At 60.9% G+C, this 19,351-nt stretch carries 23 protein-coding genes; 13 read left to right on the top strand and 10 right to left on the bottom strand.

The window, feature by feature from the left end; genetic code table 11:
• Positions 1–10: 10 nt before the first annotated feature.
• On the top strand, positions 11–742 hold the full coding sequence (locus BUA36_RS27395; protein ID WP_072789824.1) for an Imm52 family immunity protein: 732 nt from the start codon (positions 11–13) through the stop codon (positions 740–742).
• A gap of 318 nt (positions 743–1,060) precedes the next feature.
• Here the strand turns inward: BUA36_RS27395 and BUA36_RS27390 are convergent, their stop codons facing one another.
• Genes BUA36_RS27390 through BUA36_RS27380 form a run of 3 tightly spaced genes read right to left on the bottom strand, consistent with a single transcriptional unit; the run spans position 1,061 to position 2,824 of the window.
• Positions 1,061–1,846 (bottom strand): class I SAM-dependent methyltransferase, encoded by a 786-nt coding sequence (locus tag BUA36_RS27390; RefSeq protein ID WP_229255830.1) that lies wholly within the window; start codon positions 1,844–1,846, stop codon positions 1,061–1,063.
• A gap of 44 nt (positions 1,847–1,890) precedes the next feature.
• Positions 1,891–2,214, bottom strand: coding sequence for a DMT family transporter (locus tag BUA36_RS27385; RefSeq protein WP_072789821.1), 324 nt, complete (start codon positions 2,212–2,214; stop codon positions 1,891–1,893).
• Between the two features lies 1 nt (position 2,215).
• The gene (locus BUA36_RS27380) at positions 2,216–2,824 is read right to left on the bottom strand and encodes a glutathione S-transferase family protein (RefSeq protein ID WP_072789817.1); all 609 of its coding nucleotides are present in this window, start codon (positions 2,822–2,824) and stop codon (positions 2,216–2,218) included.
• Between the two features lie 90 nt (positions 2,825–2,914).
• On the opposite strand from BUA36_RS27380, the gene BUA36_RS27375 reads away from it, so the two are divergent.
• A complete protein-coding gene (locus BUA36_RS27375; protein ID WP_072789813.1) occupies positions 2,915–3,835 on the top strand; it encodes a LysR family transcriptional regulator in 921 nt (306 codons plus the stop codon).
• Here the strand turns inward: BUA36_RS27375 and BUA36_RS27370 are convergent.
• Entirely contained in the window at positions 3,808–4,440 is a 633-nt protein-coding gene (locus BUA36_RS27370; protein WP_072789811.1) for a TetR/AcrR family transcriptional regulator, read from the bottom strand. The two genes, BUA36_RS27375 and BUA36_RS27370, sit on opposite strands and share 28 nt — an antisense overlap.
• Before the next feature lie 77 nt (positions 4,441–4,517).
• Between BUA36_RS27370 and BUA36_RS27365 the strand changes: the two genes are divergently transcribed.
• Positions 4,518–5,300, top strand: a complete 783-nt coding sequence (locus BUA36_RS27365) for an inositol monophosphatase family protein (protein ID WP_072789808.1) — start codon at positions 4,518–4,520, stop codon at positions 5,298–5,300.
• Positions 5,297–5,902: an NAD(P)-dependent oxidoreductase gene (locus BUA36_RS27360; RefSeq protein ID WP_072789805.1), complete on the top strand. Its 606-nt coding sequence runs from the start codon at positions 5,297–5,299 to the stop codon at positions 5,900–5,902. Before BUA36_RS27365 ends, BUA36_RS27360 begins: the two co-directional genes overlap by 4 nt.
• 153 nt (positions 5,903–6,055) lie before the next feature.
• Here BUA36_RS27360 and BUA36_RS27355 read toward each other — a convergent pair whose 3' ends face one another.
• Complete coding sequence (locus BUA36_RS27355; protein ID WP_072789802.1) at positions 6,056–7,639, bottom strand: isocitrate lyase; 1,584 nt, start codon at positions 7,637–7,639, stop codon at positions 6,056–6,058.
• A 243-nt stretch (positions 7,640–7,882) separates the two neighbouring features.
• A complete protein-coding gene (locus tag BUA36_RS27350) occupies positions 7,883–8,737 on the bottom strand; it encodes an aldo/keto reductase family oxidoreductase (RefSeq protein ID WP_072789797.1) in 855 nt (284 codons plus the stop codon).
• 106 nt (positions 8,738–8,843) lie between these two features.
• Here BUA36_RS27350 and BUA36_RS27345 point away from each other — a divergent pair, with 106 nt between their 5' ends.
• Positions 8,844–9,743 carry a LysR family transcriptional regulator gene (locus BUA36_RS27345; RefSeq protein ID WP_072789794.1) on the top strand — a complete coding sequence of 300 codons (900 nt, stop codon included), beginning with the start codon at positions 8,844–8,846 and terminating at the stop codon, positions 9,741–9,743.
• On the opposite strand, the gene BUA36_RS27340 is transcribed toward BUA36_RS27345, so the two are convergent.
• A complete protein-coding gene (locus BUA36_RS27340) occupies positions 9,744–10,454 on the bottom strand; it encodes a hypothetical protein (RefSeq protein ID WP_229255828.1) in 711 nt (236 codons plus the stop codon).
• Between the two features lie 232 nt (positions 10,455–10,686).
• Here BUA36_RS27340 and BUA36_RS27335 point away from each other — a divergent pair, with 232 nt between their 5' ends.
• Positions 10,687–11,340, top strand: coding sequence for a DUF3108 domain-containing protein (locus BUA36_RS27335; protein WP_072789788.1), 654 nt, complete (start codon positions 10,687–10,689; stop codon positions 11,338–11,340).
• Between the two features lie 104 nt (positions 11,341–11,444).
• Here the strand turns inward: BUA36_RS27335 and BUA36_RS27330 are convergent, their stop codons facing one another.
• The 3 genes from BUA36_RS27330 to BUA36_RS27320 are packed head-to-tail and all read right to left on the bottom strand — an operon-like array spanning position 11,445 to position 13,895.
• Positions 11,445–12,797, bottom strand: a complete 1,353-nt coding sequence (locus tag BUA36_RS27330; protein ID WP_072789785.1) for a vWA domain-containing protein — start codon at positions 12,795–12,797, stop codon at positions 11,445–11,447.
• 1 nt (position 12,798) lies between these two features.
• A complete protein-coding gene (locus tag BUA36_RS27325; protein ID WP_072789782.1) occupies positions 12,799–13,422 on the bottom strand; it encodes a TadE/TadG family type IV pilus assembly protein in 624 nt (207 codons plus the stop codon).
• The gene (locus BUA36_RS27320; protein WP_072789779.1) at positions 13,422–13,895 is read right to left on the bottom strand and encodes a TadE/TadG family type IV pilus assembly protein; all 474 of its coding nucleotides are present in this window, start codon (positions 13,893–13,895) and stop codon (positions 13,422–13,424) included. Before BUA36_RS27320 ends, BUA36_RS27325 begins: the two co-directional genes overlap by 1 nt.
• Before the next feature lie 352 nt (positions 13,896–14,247).
• Between BUA36_RS27320 and BUA36_RS27315 the strand changes: the two genes are divergently transcribed.
• The 7 genes from BUA36_RS27315 (at position 14,248) to BUA36_RS27285 (ending at position 19,095) form a co-directional block, all read left to right on the top strand.
• A complete protein-coding gene (locus tag BUA36_RS27315; RefSeq protein WP_072789776.1) occupies positions 14,248–15,933 on the top strand; it encodes a sensor histidine kinase in 1,686 nt (561 codons plus the stop codon).
• Between the two features lie 16 nt (positions 15,934–15,949).
• Positions 15,950–16,609 (top strand): response regulator, encoded by a 660-nt coding sequence (locus BUA36_RS27310; protein WP_072789772.1) that lies wholly within the window; start codon positions 15,950–15,952, stop codon positions 16,607–16,609.
• Positions 16,610–16,847: 238 nt separating this feature from the next.
• Complete coding sequence (locus tag BUA36_RS27305; protein WP_072789755.1) at positions 16,848–17,015, top strand: Flp family type IVb pilin; 168 nt, start codon at positions 16,848–16,850, stop codon at positions 17,013–17,015.
• 35 nt (positions 17,016–17,050) lie between these two features.
• Complete coding sequence (locus BUA36_RS27300) at positions 17,051–17,218, top strand: Flp family type IVb pilin (RefSeq protein WP_072789752.1); 168 nt, start codon at positions 17,051–17,053, stop codon at positions 17,216–17,218.
• A 156-nt stretch (positions 17,219–17,374) separates the two neighbouring features.
• Positions 17,375–18,547 carry an alpha/beta hydrolase gene (locus BUA36_RS27295; RefSeq protein WP_072789749.1) on the top strand — a complete coding sequence of 391 codons (1,173 nt, stop codon included), beginning with the start codon at positions 17,375–17,377 and terminating at the stop codon, positions 18,545–18,547.
• 173 nt (positions 18,548–18,720) lie between these two features.
• Positions 18,721–18,888 carry a Flp family type IVb pilin gene (locus tag BUA36_RS27290; protein ID WP_072788867.1) on the top strand — a complete coding sequence of 56 codons (168 nt, stop codon included), beginning with the start codon at positions 18,721–18,723 and terminating at the stop codon, positions 18,886–18,888.
• A gap of 39 nt (positions 18,889–18,927) precedes the next feature.
• A complete protein-coding gene (locus BUA36_RS27285) occupies positions 18,928–19,095 on the top strand; it encodes a Flp family type IVb pilin (protein ID WP_072788862.1) in 168 nt (55 codons plus the stop codon).
• The last annotated feature ends 256 nt before the right edge of the window (positions 19,096–19,351 follow it).

Here is a 19,351-nt window from a genome sequence, read left to right as displayed (position 1 = left end):
TTTTAACGCCATGAGCCAATATCTGACAATTAGCGCGAACTTTCGAGCAGGTGCCAGCTTACCCACCATCGAGGAACACTATGAAAGCCTTTGGAGGCTTGCCAAGTTTCTTGAGACTATAAACGTGCCACTCGACGAATGGTTCCCCCCTGCCGACACAGAGGCAAACTCGCGCCTGAACAAAGCATTCAGCGACGGAGGTCCGAGCACTGCGGCAATTGCCATGGCGAAGGCGGACAAAGCCAATCTTGCTTCAGACCTCAGAAATCTGGGCGTCTGGAACGGAACAGAGGGCGAAGGTGGAATGGCCTTCACCACAACTCTGGACACCGGCTACATCCCTTCCAATCTGGACTTCAGCAGCAAGGGTATCGCCGCACTAAAAGACTACCGCAATGTCGTGAAGCTGGTACAAACAATTATCGCTATCTGGAGGCCCATGCTTGTACAGGTTGACCCAGATGACTATAGCGACAAAAAAATATTCCCAGATCGCCCATCGGCAGGCTGGATGATTTACCTGCCCTACACGGTCATGGCAGCACAGGTGCCGGAAGCGGCCCATGTAATTCCCATCATGGACGACAAAGGGAAAAAGCAACAAGGAACCTTAATCGTAACGGTCGCTGACACGTTCGATGTGAATGCCCCAGAACACGTGAAGAAGGCAAACGCCATAGAAACCCGGCTTGTGGACCAGGACCTGCTTCCAACGCTGAGGGAGTTTGTGACGAAGTTTTAGTGCGCTATCCGTTCAAATTCGCTTGCCGCCATTATCGATAGTAAGCGAACTAGTCACTACCTGCGTCGCCATATACGCGCCTAGGCGGGACTCTATGCGAATCAGGTTGCGGCCATAGCCCTTTTGCGTACTCACTACCAGGCCAACCATGATCTAGTCGCGGTAGTCGTCAATCAGCTCACGCATGATCCAGTCCTTCACCGCCAGTGCTTTTGCGCGCCGCTTTTCAATGGCGGGGTCGCTTGCCTTGTCGCTGCCCGTATCCAGTGTTGCAGCTGGAGGGTTTGCAAACCCTCCGCCGCATTAGTTTCCCCTATCTTAACGTGACGGCTTTTTGAAGCGCAGTACAAAGCGGTCGGTCTTGCCGCGTACTGCGGGATCGAACACTTTGAGCAGGTGGTCATCGCCAGGGATGGCCAGCACGCTGGATTCGCCGTCCAGCACAAAGCCTGCCTTCTGCACTTCCGCCTTGACGGTCGCCAGATCGATACGGTGCAGATCTTCCGTGTGCTTCAAGCCCGTGCCTGCAACCGCAGCATGGTCGACGATGATGTAGTAGCCGCCCGGTTTCAGGCGCTTGAAGACAGCCTGGTTGAAGGCGTTGACGTCGGCGCCTTTCATGAAGCTGTCGTACAGGTCATGGTAGTTCTCAAACGTCCAGACCACATCCACCTTGTTGAACATATCGGACTGCGGCTGCTCGGCGGCCGGGTAGGAAATCGCTTCCACATTGCCGTGGCCTGGCTCGGCGGGAATCGCTTTCGCCAATGCCAGCGGGTCGGACTTGAAGCCGGTGATTTCAGCCGGCACGTACGCGTACACCTTGCCTTTCGGTCCGACCAGCGTGGAGAACACACGCGACCAGTAACCGCCGCCCGGCCACACATCCATCACCACATCGCCCGGCTTGATGTTGGCGAAGGCGATCAGCTCCGCCGGACGGCGAATCGCATCCTGCTGGGTGTCTTTTTCCGGCCGCGTTTTGTCGGCAACCGCCGCGGCGACAGCGGGCGAAGGCGCTTGCGCCTGCGCGGGCATGGACAACAGCAAGGGCGCGACCGCCAGCGTGGCGAGCGCAGACTTCAAGAACAATACAGTTTTCATGGATCTGACCTTTCCTGATTTTCCGCGCACATTACGCGGCTGCGCTATCTTACTCCTGCCGTCCATTTCAGGCCGGCGATGCAAGCGATAATTGTCGCGATCAACAACAGCCGCAGCGGGCTGGCGCTGTCGCCGAACGTGACCATGCCGATCAAGGCAATACCCGCCGCGCCCACGCCGGTGAAGATCGCAAACGCCGTCCCGACTGGCAGCTGCCGGAGCGCGATCGTCAGCAATACGATGGCGCCGTTGGCAAAGACCAGGCCGGCGACGCTGGGCCAGAAGCGCGTCCAGCCTTCCGCATATTTCAGCGCCACCGCCATGGCGATATCCACCAGCGCAGCGGCCAGCAGGATCAGCCAGGCCATCTCAGTCTCCTTTCGCGATCGCCATGCCGCGTACCGTCGCCGGGCGCTGCGCGATCCGCGCCAGCCATGCCGAGATGGCGGGATAGGCCGTCATGTCCAGCCCCAGCTCCGTGTGCGACGCCAGCCACGGCCAGGTAGCGATATCGGCGATGCTGTAATCGTCACCCGCAAGATAGGCGCTGCTGGCCAGGCGCTGTTCGTACACGCCGTACAGGCGGCGCACTTCGTTACCGTAGCGGTCCAGCGCCTGTTCATTACGCTCGGTGCACGCATGGCGGAACCACCACAACTGGCCCAGCATCGGCCCCACGCTCGCCACCTGCAGGAACAGCCATTGCAGCACCGTGCTGCGTGCCGCGCCATCTTTCGGCAGCAGGCGGCCTGCCTTGTCAGCCAGATGAATCAGGATGGCGCCGGATTCAAAGATCGCCTGGCCATCGTCTACCAGCAGCGGAATTTTGTGATTGGGGCTCATCGCCACAAACTCGGGCGCGTGCTGCTGGCCGGCGCCGAGATTCAGCAGACGCACCTCGCAGGCCAGTTCCAGCTCTTGCAAGGCAATCGTGGCCTTCTGGCCGTTGGGCGTGTTGGCGGTGTACAGGGTCATCATGGTCAAGCTCCTTCGTGATTGGATGAAGCCAGTATGCCCCGTGTGAAAACGCATTAAAATTAGCGAAATTCACCAAATCATTCCGCAAAAATGCATAACCTGGATTGGGAAGATCTACGCTGTTTCGTGGCCATGACACGGGCGGGCAGCGTGTCCGCAGCCGCGCGTGCGCTGGACGTCAATCACTCCACCGTACTGCGCCGGCTGGACAGCCTGGAGCGCGCGCTCGGCACGCGCCTGTTCGAACGCTTCCAGTCCGGCTACGTCATGACAGCCGCGGGCGAGACATTACAGGCGCGTCTGGCAGGCGTGGATGAACAGATCGCGGCAGCACACAGCGCGGTCGGCGGACACGATCAGGAATTGAGCGGAGAAATCCGCATCACCACCACCGATACGCTGGCGCGCAGCATGCTGATGCCGGCCCTGGCGCGCTTCCAGCAGCTGCATCCCGGCGTGCGTCTGCAACTGGTGATGAACAATGCCTTCCTGAATCTGAACCGGCGCGAAGCCGACGTCGCACTGCGGCCGTCCAATACACCGCCCGACACGCTGGTCGGCCGCAAGCTGGGCAAACTCTCCAGCGCCATCTACGCCTCGCGCAGCTATCTGAAAGCGTCCGTCAAACGCGGCATCGCCACAGACGACTGGGCCGCGCATGAATGGATAGGACTGGACGACACGCTGGCGCACCTGGAGCAGGCGCGCTGGCTGGCGCAGACAGTGCCGCCCGAACGCGTCCGCATGCGCGTCGACAGCCTGCTGGCGATGGCCGACGCCACGCGCGAAGGCCTCGGCATGGCGCCACTCCTGTGTCACCTCGCCGACAATGACCGCCGTCTGCAACGCATCACCGAACCAGACCCGCGTTTTGATACCGGCCTGTGGCTACTTACCCATCGCGACCTCAAAGACACCGCCCGCATCAAGGCGCTGACCAGCTTCCTCTACGAAGAACTCACGAGCATCCTCGCCCCCACCGATCAGCCGGTGGTCGTTTCGGCGAGATAGCCCAGCACGGCGCCTTCAATGCTGTTGGCCAGTTTTGCCGCATCCATTGTCCCCCTGCGGCCAGCGCTGTCGGTCAGAGCGCTCATGATCGCCATCAGGTCAGATGCGGCGACTTGCGGCTGGCGGGCGCTGGCGCCTGGCCAGCCGTTCAGGAAGTCGACCAGCGCGGTGTGCAGGGTAGCGACGTTGCCGGAGGTTGGCAGCAGGGGCGCCAGCCGGTCCTGTTCAAAGTCCAGCAGCTTTGCCAGTCTGGGACGGCGCAGCTGGTAGCGCACGGCAATCTCGATCAGCTGGCGCAGGGCGCTGCGCCGGTCGTCGCCGAGCAAGGCTGCCTTGGCTTCCCGCACCAGTTCGGACGACTCGCGCTCGATCAGCGCGATGGTGACAGCATCCTTGCTGGGGAAGTACTGATACAGCGAGCCGATGCTGACGCCCGCCTTGGCCGCGATGGCATTGGTGGTGTAGCCTTCCAGCCCGAGCTGCTCCAAAATGTGAGCTGCCCCCTCCAATATCGTCTCCACCGTCTGCGCGGAACGGGACTGGGATGGCGCCTTTCTTGGCGCCAGGCCGCGCGCGGCAGCCTTGCGGGATTGCGAGTTGTTCATATGAGCTTATGCTCATATTATTTCCTGACCACGTCAAGAGCTAATTCCAGTCTCTGGACGCATTCAGGAGTCCACTTATGCATCAGCTCAATCAAGTCGTCGCCGCAGTCCAGGCCGCAGGTGACGCCATCAAATCCCGTTTCACCATCACCTCCCGTCCGCAAGACCGTCAAGACATTGTCGGCCTGATCCAGGCCAACGACGACATCTCCATGCGGATTCTGCGCGCGCAGCTATCGCCAGTCTTCCCTGCTGCCCGCTGGGACGAAGACGAAAGCGGCAGCGGCGCCTTGCCCGGCGGCGAATGGTGGGTGGTCGATCCTGTCGAAGGCGCGATCAACCATATCCACGGACTCGGCGAATGGAGTGTCACCGCCACACTGGTGCGCGACAATGCGCCAGTGCTGACAGCCGTCTATCTGCCGATGACAGGCGACGTCTACACCGCCAGCGCAGGCGGCGGCGCCCATCTCAACGGCAGGCGCCTGCAGGCGTCGCAGAAAACCGAATTGCGGGCCGCCATGGTGGGCACGGGCCAAGCCACCCCGGACGAAGGCGCGGCAACCTATCAGCGCATCGGATCGGCCGTGAGCGCCATGCTGCAAGCGGCGCTGGTGGTACGCGTGTCCGTGCCGGCCACGCTACAGCTGATCCATGTGGCGTCCGGCAGCCAGGACGTGTTCTGGCAACACAGCCAGGTCCGTTCAGGACTCATGGCAGGCGCCTTGCTGGTCGCCGAAGCTGGCGGCAGCATCACCGATCTGCACGGCGCACCGTGGCATACCAGCAGCAGCGCCTTCCTGGCCAGCGCGCCGGGACTGACCGCCGCCGCCGTTGCCGTCCTGGGAGAAGCGCAATGAAACTGGCTATCTTCGGCGCCACCGGCGCAACAGGCCGCCATCTGGTTGAGCAGGCTGTGCAAGCCGGGCATGAAGTCACGGCCCTGGCGAGGACTGCGAGCAGCTTGCCGGGAGCGCATATCGTCATCGGCAATCTGAACCAAGCGGAAGCGATGCAATCCGTGGTGCAAGGAGCGGATGTGGTCATCAGCGTGCTCGGCATGCGCAGCGGTGATCCAGCGCCGGTTTGCAGCAACGGCATGCAAAGCATCCTGCAGGCGATGAACGCGACAGGCACGCAGCGGCTGATTGCCCTCAGCGCGTATGGCGCACTGGAGAGCGCGCAGGACTCCACCTTCATTCGCCTGATCCGCAAAGTCATCGCCCGCAAAATGCGCGACAAGGACGCGATGGAAGTATTGGTCCGTCACAGCGGCATGCGCTGGACACTGGTGCGGCCACCGATGCTGAGCAATGGCGCGCAGACGGGCCGCTATCGCGTCGGCACAGATTTGCAGCCGGGCTGCACCAGCAAATTATCGCGCGCCGATCTCGCTGCCTTTATTTTGCAGGAAGCAGTCAGCGGACAATTCACCGGCCAGGCGCCTGTAGTGTCCGCATAAACAAGGAATCCGGGGTCAGGTCCGTCATTTCTACACGCCCTCAGCCGTAGCGCCGCGTTAGTGTCGAGCTCGTGTAGCAATGACGGACCTGACCCCGGAGTTATTATAAAAAAAGCCCGCCGAAGTGGCGGGCCTGGTTGGGGCGGAACCGGATTAGTGGAACTGGTTCATGGTGTTGTCTTTGCCGGCGGCTTTCAGCGCTGCATCGCCGCTGAAGTAGTCTTTGTGGTCGTCGCCGATGTCCGAACCGGACATGTTCTGGTGCTTGACGCAGGCGATGCCTTGACGGATCTCTTTGCGTTGGACGCCAGCCACGTAGCCCAGCATGCCCTGGTCGCCGAAGTAGTCCTTGGCCAAGTTGTCGGTCGACAGCGCGGCGGTGTGGTAGGTCGGCAGCGTGATCAGGTGGTGGAAGATGCCGGCTTCACGGGCGGCGTCCGCCTGGAAGGTGCGGATTTTTTCGTCCGCTGCAATCGCCAGTTCGGTGGTGTCGTACTCCACGCTCATCAGCTGGGCGCGCTCGTAGGCCGACACGTCTTTGCCTTCGGCTTTGAAGGCATCGTAGACTTGCTGGCGGAAGTTCAGGGTCCAGTTGAACGATGGGCTGTTGTTGTACACCAGCTTGGCGTTCGGGATCACTTTGCGGATTTCGCTGACCATGCCGCCGATCTGGGCGATGTGTGGTTTTTCGGTTTCGATCCACAGCAGGTCGGCGCCGTTTTGCAGCGAGGTGATGCAGTCCAGTACGCAGCGTGCTTCGCCGGTACCCGAACGGAACTGGAACAGGTTGCTTGGCAGGCGTTTAGGACGCAGCAGTTTGCCTTCGCGTTTGATGATGACGTCGCCATTGCCCAGTGCATCGGCCGACACTTCGTCGCAATCGAGGAAGGCGTTGTATTGGTCGCCCAGGTCGCCTGGCTCCTTGGTCACGGCGATCTGCTTGGTCAGGCCGGCGCCCAGCGAGTCGGTACGGGCGACGATGATGCCGTCGTCCACGCCCAGTTCCAGGAAGGCGTAGCGGATCGCGCGGATCTTGGCCAGGAAGTCTTCGTGCGGCACGGTGACTTTGCCGTCCTGGTGGCCGCACTGCTTCTCGTCCGATACCTGGTTTTCGATCTGGATGCAGCAGGCGCCTGCTTCGATGAATTGCTTGGCCAGCAGGTAGGTCGCTTCGGCGTTGCCGAAACCGGCGTCGATGTCGGCGATGATCGGCACCACGTGGGTCACGTGGTTGTCGATCTTGTCCTGGATCGCGGCTTTGGCGCTGCCTTCAGCGGCGTCCAGCTGGCGGAACAGGCCGCCCAGTTCGCGCGCATCGGCCTGGCGCAGGAAGGTGTACAGCTCTTTGATCAGTGCCGATACGGCGGTCTTTTCGTGCATCGACTGGTCTGGCAGCGGGCCGAATTCCGAACGCAGCGCGGCCACCATCCAGCCCGACAGGTAGAGGTAGCGGCGGTCGGTGCTGTTGAAGTGTTTTTTAATCGAGATCATTTTTTGCTGGCCGATGAAACCGTGCCAGCAGCCCAGCGACTGGGTGTATTTCGATGGGTCTTTATCGTAGGCAGCCATGTCGGCGCGCATGATCTTGGCGGTGTACTTGGCGATGTCCAGACCGGTCTTGAATTTGTTCTGGGCGCGCATGCGGGCGGCGGACTCGGGATTGATGGCGTTCCAGGCAGAACCTTGTTGCTCTTTCAAACCAGCAACTGCCTTGATGTCGTCTTGGTACTGGGACATGGTGTATCTCCTAAAAGAAAAAAGCGGAATTAGTAAGTCTTCGAGTGCCGAACTGCATGACTAAATAGTAGGCCATTCTGATGCGTTGCACCAAGTCTTATATAAGACATATAACTTAATTTAATTCCTTATTTTTCAATTAGATAGATATGGTTTTTTGCTATACGAAACGCCTTTTCAAAAAATGAGAAAAAAGATGCGGCAGTCCACCATGCCGCATCCCGTATTATGAAACGACTTTTCTTATACTGAGGTAATCACACTATTTAGCTTGCTCACGGCCTCCGGTGGCAGTACCAGCTCGGCGGCGGCCAGGTTCTGGCGCAAATGGGTACGCGACGAGGTGCCGGGGATCAGCAGCAGATTCGGCGAACGTTGCAGCAGCCAGGCCAGCGCCGTCTGCATCGGCGTCGCGTCCAGCTCAGCGGCCACCTCGGCCAGGATCGTCGATTGCAGCGGCGAGAAGCCACCCAGCGGGAAGAACGGCGTGTAGGCGATGCCCGCCTTGGCCAGTTCATCGATCAGGGCGTCGTCGTGACGATGGACCAGGTTGTAGTGGTTTTGCACGCAGACGATGTTGGCGATGCCGCGTGCCTGCCTGACCTGCTGCGCGGTCGCGTTGCTGAGGCCGATGTGGCGGATCAGGCCGCGCTGCTGCAGTTCCGCCAGCGTGGTGATGTGCGCTTCGATATCGCCTTCAGCCGGGTTCATCACATCAAACATCAGGCGCATGTTCACCACGTCCAGCACGTCCAGGCCCAGGTTGCGCAGGTTGTCGTGCACGGCCGATTCCAGTTGCTGCGGCGACTGCGCCGGCAGCCACGCCGCATCCGCGCCGCGCAGTGCGCCCAGCTTGGTGACGATGACCAGGTCGTCGGCATACGGATGCAGCGCTTCGCGGATCAGCTGGTTGGTGATGTGGGGACCGTAAAAATCGCTGGTGTCGATGTGGTTGACGCCGCTCTCGACCGCTTCGCGCAGCACCGCCAGTGCTTCCTCGCGGTTTTGCGGCGCGCCAAACGCGTGCGGGCCAGCCAGTTGCATGGCGCCGTAGCCCATGCGCTTGACAGTCAGGTCACCAAGTTGGAAAGTACGCATTGTGTTTCTCCTTTAGACGGGTTGATGGACACAGTCTAGGAGCGTTTGCGCTGTGCGACAATACAGCACAATCGCACAGCTTGTGCGAAAAACAGGACAATCACCCATGGCGGATTTACAGGATGTCGGCGCGTTTGTCGCCGTCGCGAGAAACGGCGGCTTTCGCGAGGCGGCGCGCAAGACCGGCAACAGCCCGTCGCAATTGAGCGAAGCGGTACGCCGGCTGGAAGCGGGCCTCGGTGTCCGTCTGCTGCACCGGACCACGCGCAGCGTGGCTGCCACCGATGCCGGGCAGCGCCTGCTGGAGCAGCTCACGCCCGCGCTGGATGCGGTGACCACGGCCATGGATGTGGTCAACGGCTTCCGCGACCGCCCCGCCGGACGGCTGCGCCTGAATGTGCCGACCAGTGCCTCCAAGCTGGTGCTGCCGCGCATCCTGCCGCCGTTTCACAAGGCCTACCCCGACATCACGCTGGAGGTGATTGTGGACGACAGCTTTGTCGATCTGCTGCGCACCGGCTGCGATGCCGGCATCCGCTACGGTGAACGCATGGAGCAGGACATGGTGGCCATGCCGATCGGCCCGCGCGAGCAGCGCTTTGCCCTGGCCGCCGCGCCCGCCTACCTGCAGGAACACGGCACGCCGAAAAAGCCGGAAGACCTACTGCACCACATCTGCCTGCGCGGCCGTTTCAACAGCGGCACCATGCCGCCGTGGGAGTTCGAGCACAAGGGCAAGAAGGTGGTGATCGAGCCCAGCGGCCCGCTCATCGTCAACCTCGGCGCGGCGGCCGATCTGAAAGTCGATGTGGCGGTGGGCGGCGCAGGACTGGTCTACCTGTTTGAAGACTGGCTGCAGCCCTACTTCGACCGCGGCGAGCTGGTGCCGGTGCTGGAACGCTGGTGGCCAGCCTTCCAGGGACCGATGCTGTACTATCCGGGCCGCCGCTACCTGCCCGCACCGCTGCGGGCGTTTGTCGACTTCATCCAGACCATGCGCTGGTGATTACTGGTTGACCTTGCCCGGCAGGCTGAGCTTGCCGGAAGCAACCTTGAAGACATCGACCACGCACAGCAAGGGATTGTGCACGCTGGCATTGACGCGCAATGCCGCCGTCACGCCGTCAAAGCCGGACGCATGCACCACGCCGATGTCGTCAAACGGCACTTTCACTTCCACCGTCTGGCCCTTGAACACGGGCGTGTAGCCGGGGCTGTCGATGAGCAGCGGCAGGCCGGGCCAGGTGCGCGGCAGTTTCGGCTTGCTGCCTTCGGGGATGTCGACCACCTTGAGTGCGCCCTTGCCGCAGCTGTCGTCCGGTTTCAGCACCACCCAGTGCGAGTGCCACACATCGCCGTCGTTGCCGAGGATGCCGTCGCCGTTTTCATCGTACAGCGGGGTGTCGTCGAAATCCGGGTGCGAGGTCACGGCAAAGGCCAGGATGCCGGCGCCCTTATCGAAGCCCACCACGGACGGGTCGATGGTGGTCGGCCACACATAGGAAAACACGCTGCTGCCCGCCAGCTTGCCGGTTTTGCCCGGTTTGGACTGGCCGGCCTTGCCCGAGACGGCCATGTGGAAGATGGCCAGGTTGCCTTCGGTCGTGATCTTGGTGTGGACGATGTCAAACGGCGCCTTGACCGCCGGCGCCGAGGTGGTGGCGATGCCCCCCTTGTGCTCGTCATGGGCCTGTGCCGCCAGTGCCCAAACACTCAAAACTGTTGCTGCGATGAGCGGAATAATTTTCATACCATGCCTTTATTGATTAGGATTCCTAAATATATTACATCTGAAAAACGGCGCTGCATGCGCCGTTGCCGAGAGCGAAGCATATCACTTCGGCATAATTAATCAAGACTCCTAATCATTATTTTTTGCTGCACTGCTACTAGCACTCTTTCAATGTTGGCGATATAGTCAATAAACAAATCACAACAAAGGAGACAGCATGACCATCAAACGTTCGTTTGCAGTGCTCTGTTTCATCCTGCCGTGCGCCCTGGCGCAGGCGGGCAGCCGCGAATCGGTATCGTCCCCGGCCCCTGCCGTCGGTGATTCGTGGACCTACCAGTACACCGATGTCTGGAAGGGTGTGAAAGGCAACACCAATCGGATGGAAGTGACGGCCGTGGATGAGAATGGCATCCACGTTGACGTCAAGCGCGCTGCCAGCGGCGCCCTGATCAGCACCCAGCTGTTCAGTCCGGAAATGAATCCGGTCGACCGCGGCGCCATGCACTTTGCGCCGTCGTTTGCGCGCTACGCTTTCCCGCTGGCGCCGGGCAAGGAATGGAACAGCGATGTCACCGGCAACAACCCCAAGCAGGGCAAGAACTGGCGCTACCAGATCAAGGGCAAGGTGCTGGACTGGGAAAAGGTCAAAGTGCCGGCCGGCGAATTTGATGCGCTGAAAATCGTGGTGGAAGCCACCTACAGCGCCCAGGACACGTTCACCAAGAACGGCAGCGGCCAGCTCACGGAAACCGTGTGGTTCGTGCCGGAGCTGAACAACTTCGTCAAGCTCGATTACCGCGACACCGACTGGCAAGGCCGCATCTACAACCGCGACAGCTGGGAGCTGACCTCCTACGTGCGCAAGTAAGGCCCCCCTCCCAGTTCGGGGTCAGTGCCGACATTCGGACACGGGCTCGACCGTAGCGGCTGCTACGGCCGAGCCCGTGTCCGAATGTCGGCACTGACCCCGAACTATTTGGAGATGCGCAGGATGGCGGACGCCAGCTTTGAGAAGCATGGCGTCAGGTCGGCCTGGGTGGCGGCAAAGCAGTACACGCCGACCGGCTTGGCGGCGTTGAAGCAGCGCGCCGGCGCATCGACGGTGTTGGCCATGCATTTGAGGGTGTCCTCGCCTTTTTCGCCATCATAGCCGGTGGCGATTTTGAGGCTGGACCCCAGCCCCAGCGTAAACACATAAATCCCTTCGTCGCGCGATTTCGACGCCATCGCTTCCACCAGGTTGCGCGCGGCGCGGTTGACATTGGCGTAGGTCAGCGCATTGGTCACCACCCGCGGTGAGGTGGTGACGATGGGGAACTCGCGCAGCGTGGGATCGTTGGGCGACGTCGCCGGGTTGCGTGCGTTGTACCAGTCCGGCAACGAGGTCACCTTGCTGGGCAAGTCGGACGGTGTGCAGTTGCCGCCGATGTCGTCATATTGCTGGTCCAGCTTGAACAGGCCGGCCGGGGCACCCGAGCCGTCGTCGTCGGTGTAGACCACGCCGGGCTGGGTGCAGGTGCCGGCCGTCTTCCAGTTCAGGTAAGCGCCGATGGAGTTGGGCGCCCCGTCCGAGAAGAATACGATCACGCGCAGGTTCGAGCGGTTGAGGTTGGCCGTCGGCACGCTGTTGATCTGCTGGCGCGCGGTGTACATACCCTCCGCCGACGCGGTGGCGCCGCTGAACGAGAAGGCCTTGATGTGGTTGGTCATGGTGGTGCGGTCGAAGCCGCGCGCAATCGGCCGGATGGCGTCGTCAACGATGGAGCCAAACGCAAAGTGCACCAGGCCCACGCGGTCGCGGTCGCTGTTGAACTGGCCCAGGAAGGTGACTGCCGAGCTGCGCACATTGGCCGCCGAGCCGGCCAGCGAGCCGGAGGTGTCCATGACCAGGATCATGTCCAGGTCCTTGCGCTTGGTTTCCGTGAGCACGCCGGGCGACATGGGCCCGGTATTGAAGCCGCCAAACAGCGCGGTCGGCATGGTGGCCGAGGCGCTGACGGTAATCGTCACTTCGCTGCCGCTGAAGGAGACGCCGACATCGTTCAGCGTGGCGCTGGACATCAGGTAGTTGGCCGGGAAGTTGGCGTAGAAGAAGCGCTGGGCGGCGGCCTTGGCGTTGGCGGTCTGCTCGCTCTGGTTGGCGCCGTTGCTGATGGCGCGCGCGGCGGCCAGGCCGGCGGCGTCGGTGGCGGCGTTGAGCTTGGCCTTGACGATATAGCTCATGCCGGCGCTGAACGCCAGGCCGACCACGGCCAGCAAGGTGGTCAGCGAGATAATGACCATCACGGTGATGCCGCCGCGCTGGCGTTGCAGGGTAGTAGCCATGTCAGAACACCGTCATCGAGTAGAACTCCGGCCCCAGCGTGGGCGTGCTGAAGCTGCCGAAGGTAAAGGTCTGGAACAGCATGTTGAACTTGTAGTAGACCTCGACCACATAAATCACTTCGCCATCGAGCAGCTGGCCGCTCATCATGGACACCACGGGCGCGTTGCTGCCGCTCGGCACCACGCAGGTGCCGGCCGTGCCGCTGGCCCAGTTGGCGCATGACCATATCTTGCTGGCCGGGGCATAGCTGCTGACGCGGTAGCCGCGGTTGTTGACGCTGTCGTCCCAGCGGTACTGCTCCAGCACGATGCTTTTGGTGGTGCCGCCCGAGGTCGATCCCATGATGCGGGTAATGTAGATCATGCCCAGCTTGTTCATGTCCAGCGGCGGCGCCGAGGCCGCGACCTGGCCGATGATGGTCTGGGCGTTGTCCGACAGCTGCAGCTTGCCGCGCGAGGCCAGGTTGGCGCCTTCGCGGCTCAGGTTAACCAGGATCATATTGGCCTGCAGCCCGCGCGCCATGTCCAGCAGCGCAATCAGCAGCACCAGCAGGATCGGCAGCAGCAGCGCGAACTCGACGGCGGCGATGCCCTGGCGGCGCTGGCGGGGCGGCAGGCGTGGCATCAGAAGGCCTCGTTCTGCATGGTGGCGGCCACGGTGAACTTGTATTCGCCATTCGGGAAAAAGGCCGCGACGATCGGCGTCGCCAGCTTCCAGGTGCAGTCCAGGCGCAGCACCACGATGTCGCCGGCGTTGCCGAACATGGTGGCGGAATACGCGCTGCTGCTGGCGTAGCTGGTGCCGTTGACCGAGATCACCGGATTGACGCTGTCGTACATGCCCATCGAATTGCTCTTGATGGCCTGGATCACGGCCAGGTAGCGTTGCTGGTTGCTGGTGGCCGGGTCCTTGTCGGTGCGGCCGGTGATGGCGTAGCGTGCACCTTCGCGCACCGCGTACTGCATCGCCAGCGTGGTGTAGAACAGGATGCTGTACTCGATCACGCCGATCAGCAGCAGGAAGGCGACCGGCGCAACAATGGCCATCTCGACGACAGCCGAGCCACGTTGGCGGCGCAGGAAGGCAGGCACATTCATGATGTTGCGTCCGTGAGACGGTCGGGTTGCAAAACAGGGAAACACAGGCGGAAGCGCAGATGGCGCGGCACTGTCGTCGGGCTGTCCGGCGCGCAATGGGCCGGCGGCAGCGCCACAGGAATGAGGTGACGGTAAGTGATTCTAACGCGATTCATTTTCTTTCGCCTAGTTATTTAATGTTCTTTAAAGGCATCAAAAACATGGCGCCCGCCAGGGACGGGCGTGAATCCTAGGTGCAGCGTACCATGCTCCGGCTAGACATTGCAGCGACGACTGCGTAGACTCGATTGTGTTCGCAACAACTATCGAATCGCTACTTCGTTTAGTTTGCTTGTATGCAGGAGACACCGCAGTGATAGCAGACAGCAGCAGGGCCAACGCTACACGCACGGGCGGCGACGCCGTCGGCGCGTCCATGGTGTTTGTCATGCGGCTGGTGCTGGCGTTGACGGCGATCCTGACGCTGTTTGTGGCGCCGGGCGAGCTGGGCAACCGCTACGGCGAGCGTACCTTGCTGAGCTCCCTGATCTTTGGCGCCTATCTGCTGCACAGCCTGACGCTGCTGCTGGCCGCGCGGCGCCACCGCAATCCGTTCTGGCATGGCAAGGCGGTGTACTGGATCGACCTCGGCTGGTATGCGCTCATGGTGTACTGCACCGGCGGCGGCAACAGCTTCTTCTTTCCGTTCTTCTTTTTTGTAATCCTGACCGCCTCGTTCCAGTGGGGCTTTGACGAAGGCGCGCGCATCACGCTGGGCGCCACGCTGGCCCTGGCGTTTGCCACCTGGCTGTCCGACAGCAATATCAACGAAGGCCACCTGCTGCTGCGCACCGCGTTTGTGCTGGCGCTCGGCTACATGATCGCCTACTGGGGCGGCACGGGCGTGGCCCAGCGGCGCCGGCTGCGCCTGCTGCGCGATGTGAGCCGGCTGTCGAATCCGCGCTTCGGCGTCGACCAGACCATTGCCACCATGCTGATCCAGACGCGCGACTTCTACCACGCCAGCAATTGCGTGCTGCTCATGCGCGACGGGCCGGATGAGCTGTGGCAGCTGCATTCGTCCGGTGCGCCGGACGGCCGCACCTCGCTGGCGCGCCTGCCGGAAGGCGCGGCCGCGCCGCTGCTGGTGTTTGCGCCGCAGGCGCTGGTGCAGTATGCGGCCGCGCTGCATCCGCGCTTGCCTGGCTCGCTGGAGTCGCGCCAGCGCGCGCCGGACGCCACGCGCTGGCAGCCGTTGCCGCCGGAGCAGGTGGAACAGCTCATCGACTTGCTCGATGCCAGTTCCTTCGTCAGCGCGCCGCTGCCCTTGCGCAAGGGGGAAGGACGGATTTACGTGGTGTCGGACCAGCACCGCTTCAGCCGCGCCGATGCGGTATTTTTGCAACAGTTGGCCGCGCAGGTGTTTCCCGTCATCGAGAACATCGTGCTGCTCGACCGGCTGGCCTCGGACGCCGCCTTCCGCGAGCGGCAGAAGATCGCGCGCGACCTGCACGACACCACCATCCAGCCGTATATCGGACTGCGGCATGGCATCAGCGCGGTGCGGCAATCTTTGCAGGCGGACCACCCGGTGTCTGCGGAACTTGATAAACTGCTCGACATGACCACCCAGGTCATCGGTGATATGCGGCAGTTTGCGCGCAATGTGCGGCAAGGCGCGGCCACCACCGATGCGGAACTGCTGGTGGCCTTGCGCCGGCAGGCGCAGCAGGTGCAAGAGTTCTACGATATCCAGATTACGATACAGGCCGAGGATGGCCTGACCATCAGCGACCGGCTGGCGGCGGAAGTGTTCCAGATCGTGAATGAAGGCATGCACAATATACGTAAACATACCCGTGCCCGCACGGGGCTGATCAGCCTGAGCAACGCTGACGGCCAGCTGCGGATACGCATCGAAAACGAAAGCCCTGAAGGTCCATCGGCCCCATTCCTGCCTGGATCGCTGGCCGAGCGCACTGCTGCGCTGGGCGGGACCATTGCGATTGACTGTTCGGCTTCTGGCTACACTGCCGTCAGCATCGCCATCCCGGTATAACTGACCGAGGCACACTATGACGACTCCTATCCGCATCATGCTGGTAGACGACCACAAGACCATGCTGTGGGGCCTGGAAAAGCTCATCGAGGGCGGCGGCGACGATCTGCAACTGGTCGGCACTGCCCACAACAACGACACCGCGCTGCAGGAGGGCGGCGCCTTGAAGCCCGATGTGATCGTGCTCGACCTCGACCTGGAGGGCCGCAGCTCGATCGAGATTCTGCCGCAGTTGCTGCAAGCGAGCGGCGCCAAGGTCATGATCCTCAGCGGCAACCGCGACCAGGGCTTGCTGACGCAGGCGGTCAAGCTGGGCGCGCGCGGCGTGGTCAGCAAGGAAGCGCCGGCCGATGTGGTGCTGAATAGTATCCGCGCCGTGTCGCGCGGCGAGACTTGCCTCGATCCGGTACTCATGAACGCGCTGCTGGGCCAGCTGTCGGCGCCGCCCAAGGCGGATCCGGAAGCGGCGCGCATCGCCTCGCTGACGCCCAAGGAACGCAAGATCGTCGCCGTGGTGGTGGAAGGCAATGGCGCGCCCAACAAGGAGCTGGCCTCCAAGCTGTTCATTGCCGAACCCACGCTGCGCAACAACCTGACCACGATTTACCAGAAGCTCGGCGTGGCCAACCGGCTGGAGCTGTATGTGTATGCCACCAAGCACGGCATGACGGCTTAACCGTCGCCAGGCTCCCATGCCATCCGGACCGTGTCCGGATTTTTTTTGCCTGCAGAGTGTGAGAATTGGTGACAAATGTCACCGCAGATCAGGACGTTTGTCCGCTGTGCCGTGACAGTGTGGTGCGTAGAATGTCTTACATCGGCAGCACAAACGTAGCAATGAAACCCGGACCCCGTTTTAGATAAAGCCGCTGCCACCCAGTCTTCTCACACCAATTACTTAAACGAGGTCCATCATGAACGCAGTCAAAAATTTCATCCACGACGACGCTGGCATCACCGCGATTGAGTATGCCCTGATGGCCGCCGCCATCGCCGCCGCGATCACCGCCGGCCTGGCCATCCTGGGGCCGAAGATCACCGCCTCGCTGACCTATATTTCCGGCCTGATCAAATCGTCGTAATTCAAACACACTGACCACACAGAGGGAGACGCATCATGAACGCAATCAAACACTTCATCCGCGACGAAGACGGCATCACCGCCATCGAATACGCCCTGATGGCAGCCGCCATCGCCGCCGCAGTCACCGCTGGTGTAGCGGTGCTGGGTCCCAAGCTGACCGCCTCGCTGACCTACATTTCGGGCCTGATCAAGTCGTCGTAATCACCGCCCTGCCCCCCTGCTTGAATCCGGACCTGGTCCGGATTTTTTTTGGTGCTACTTCTCCCTGAAAATATTGGTGAGTTTTCCATCTTATTATTCATACTATGATGGGGCTCGCCAGTAAAAACAAATCCATAATAAATCGGGAGAATAATCATGGGGTACCTGGTGCGTCTCATCTTGGCAGTCAGTACGACCGTGCTTGCCGGCTGCAGCACGCTCGGCACACGCGAAATCTCCAGCGCCGAATTAGCCTCCCTCACGCCCCCGGCAACCGTATCCGCCGAAGAGACCAAGGAAGACCGTCAATATCCGGTGTTGTATGGCACCACCAGAGCGCCCTCAGGCGACGGTACTTATTCGGATCAGCGCGATGTACAGGTTCACTATGGCAAAGTGATGGTCAAGATTCCCAAAGGTCATGTCACGGGCTCGCTTGGAAAGAAAGCCATCTGGCCGTGGCGCAGCGATACCCATCTGTCCGTGCAAGAGATCACCCCCTTACGCAGTCAGGACGACTTCGTAGGGCTGATGCAACGCAGCCTGAGCAACATCCGCCAGACCCAATCTGACTATGTTGTGGTTTTTATCCATGGCTTTAATAACTCTTTCAATGATGCGGCGATTCGCGCGGCGCAAATCGGCGCGGACCTGGATGTCCCGGAAAACAATATGATATTTTTTTCGTGGGCCGCGCGGAGTTCAATTGATCAGTACACCGTCGATGAGGCCACTGTCGACGCCAGCGAAATCTATCTTCGGACTTTTCTGCAAAGCGTGATACAAGGTGCAGGTACGCGCCAAGTCCATGTGATCGCTCACAGCATGGGAAACCGCGCCTTACTGCGCACCATCGTGGCCAGCCTGGAAAATGCCTCGGCAGCACAGCACATGCAATTCGGTCAGATTATTCTGGCCGCCGCAGACGTTGACCGTGACCTGTTCGCGCAACTCGGTCCCAACTATCTCAAAGTGGCGCAGCGGACCACAGTGTATTTGTCGCCCTATGACTATGCGGTACACGCCTCAGGGCTGGTGCACGCCTATCCGCGCGTGGGTTGCGGCGATGTGCCACAGGTCATGATTAAAGGGATCGACAACGTCGTGTCGTTTATTCCAGACGATATCCCGGCCCATGCCTATTTTGCGGAAGCCTTGCCGCTACTGGTTGACATTAAAAACCTGATACGCAGGAATACACCGGAAAGGCCGGCGCCCCTCTGGAACTACAACAATGGTTTCTGGACCATTGGCGAAGCCGTTCCAGGGGCACTGGCTAACCGGATGAGGTGCAAGACACAGACTACGCTGCACGTAAATGCAGGGTGACAAATGTCACTGCAAATCGTGACGTTTGTCCGATGTCTCTTGGCGTTGGGGTGCGTAGAATGTCTTTCATCGGCAGCACACAAGTAGCACCGAGTCGTACACGCAGTACCTAAAACCTGAACCCCGTTTTAGTTGAAGCCACCCTCTCTCTCAACTAATTTACGGAGTTCATCATGAATGCAGTCAAACAGTTCATCAACGACGAAGCTGGCATCACCGCTATCGAGTACGCCCTGATGGCAGCCGCCATCGCCGCCGCGATCACCGCCGGCCTGGCGATCCTGGGACCAAAGATCACCGCCTCGCTGACCTACATCTCCGGTCTGATCAAATCGTCGTAATCCCCGCACAACATTGACTATCTCTCAAGGAGACGCATCATGAACGCAATCAAACATTTCATCCGCGACGAAGACGGCATCACCGCCATCGAATACGCCCTGATGGCCGCCGCCATCGCCGCTGCGATTACCGCTGGCCTGGCGATCCTGGGACCAAAGCTGACCGCTTCGCTGACCTACATTTCGGGCCTCATCAAGTCCTCCTGATTCACAGTCTCCTCGTAGTAAGCTCCTTAGTATTTGTCCGGGCTTCGGCCCGGATTTTTTTTGCATGTCAGGCGTGACAAATGTCATCGAACAAAGTGACGTTTGTCGGATGTTTGCTGGCGACGGCACGCGTAGAATGTCTTTCATCGGCAGTACAGAAACAACGCAGTACCTAAAACCTGAACCCCGTTTTAGTTGAAGTCATCCACTCTCTCAACTAACTTACGGAGTTCATCATGAATGCAGTCAAACAGTT

This window comes from Duganella sacchari, assembly GCF_900143065.1.
Classification (GTDB): Bacteria; Pseudomonadota; Gammaproteobacteria; order Burkholderiales; family Burkholderiaceae_D; genus Rugamonas; species Rugamonas sacchari.
This window is presented reverse-complemented; position numbering and strand designations above follow the sequence as displayed.

What these genes read in the sequence shown, in the direction of transcription:
- BUA36_RS27375 (WP_072789813.1), top strand. Translation starts at nt 2,915, where the DNA reads ATGCATAACCTGGATTGGGAAGATCTACGCTGTTTCGTGGCCATGACA.
- BUA36_RS27295 (WP_072789749.1), top strand. Translation starts at nt 17,375, where the DNA reads ATGGGGTACCTGGTGCGTCTCATCTTGGCAGTCAGTACGACCGTGCTT.
- BUA36_RS27355 (WP_072789802.1), bottom strand. Translation starts at nt 7,639, where the DNA reads ATGTCCCAGTACCAAGACGACATCAAGGCAGTTGCTGGTTTGAAAGAG.
- BUA36_RS27360 (WP_072789805.1), top strand. Translation starts at nt 5,297, where the DNA reads ATGAAACTGGCTATCTTCGGCGCCACCGGCGCAACAGGCCGCCATCTG.
- BUA36_RS27390 (WP_229255830.1), bottom strand. Translation starts at nt 1,846, where the DNA reads ATGAAAACTGTATTGTTCTTGAAGTCTGCGCTCGCCACGCTGGCGGTC.
- BUA36_RS27285 (WP_072788862.1), top strand. Translation starts at nt 18,928, where the DNA reads ATGAACGCAATCAAACATTTCATCCGCGACGAAGACGGCATCACCGCC.
- BUA36_RS27330 (WP_072789785.1), bottom strand. Translation starts at nt 12,797, where the DNA reads ATGGCTACTACCCTGCAACGCCAGCGCGGCGGCATCACCGTGATGGTC.
- BUA36_RS27335 (WP_072789788.1), top strand. Translation starts at nt 10,687, where the DNA reads ATGACCATCAAACGTTCGTTTGCAGTGCTCTGTTTCATCCTGCCGTGC.
- BUA36_RS27380 (WP_072789817.1), bottom strand. Translation starts at nt 2,824, where the DNA reads ATGATGACCCTGTACACCGCCAACACGCCCAACGGCCAGAAGGCCACG.
- BUA36_RS27345 (WP_072789794.1), top strand. Translation starts at nt 8,844, where the DNA reads ATGGCGGATTTACAGGATGTCGGCGCGTTTGTCGCCGTCGCGAGAAAC.
- BUA36_RS27320 (WP_072789779.1), bottom strand. Translation starts at nt 13,895, where the DNA reads ATGAATGTGCCTGCCTTCCTGCGCCGCCAACGTGGCTCGGCTGTCGTC.
- BUA36_RS27310 (WP_072789772.1), top strand. Translation starts at nt 15,950, where the DNA reads ATGACGACTCCTATCCGCATCATGCTGGTAGACGACCACAAGACCATG.
- BUA36_RS27290 (WP_072788867.1), top strand. Translation starts at nt 18,721, where the DNA reads ATGAATGCAGTCAAACAGTTCATCAACGACGAAGCTGGCATCACCGCT.
- BUA36_RS27365 (WP_072789808.1), top strand. Translation starts at nt 4,518, where the DNA reads ATGCATCAGCTCAATCAAGTCGTCGCCGCAGTCCAGGCCGCAGGTGAC.
- BUA36_RS27370 (WP_072789811.1), bottom strand. Translation starts at nt 4,440, where the DNA reads ATGAACAACTCGCAATCCCGCAAGGCTGCCGCGCGCGGCCTGGCGCCA.
- BUA36_RS27305 (WP_072789755.1), top strand. Translation starts at nt 16,848, where the DNA reads ATGAACGCAGTCAAAAATTTCATCCACGACGACGCTGGCATCACCGCG.
- BUA36_RS27350 (WP_072789797.1), bottom strand. Translation starts at nt 8,737, where the DNA reads ATGCGTACTTTCCAACTTGGTGACCTGACTGTCAAGCGCATGGGCTAC.
- BUA36_RS27300 (WP_072789752.1), top strand. Translation starts at nt 17,051, where the DNA reads ATGAACGCAATCAAACACTTCATCCGCGACGAAGACGGCATCACCGCC.
- BUA36_RS27395 (WP_072789824.1), top strand. Translation starts at nt 11, where the DNA reads ATGAGCCAATATCTGACAATTAGCGCGAACTTTCGAGCAGGTGCCAGC.
- BUA36_RS27385 (WP_072789821.1), bottom strand. Translation starts at nt 2,214, where the DNA reads ATGGCCTGGCTGATCCTGCTGGCCGCTGCGCTGGTGGATATCGCCATG.
- BUA36_RS27325 (WP_072789782.1), bottom strand. Translation starts at nt 13,422, where the DNA reads ATGCCACGCCTGCCGCCCCGCCAGCGCCGCCAGGGCATCGCCGCCGTC.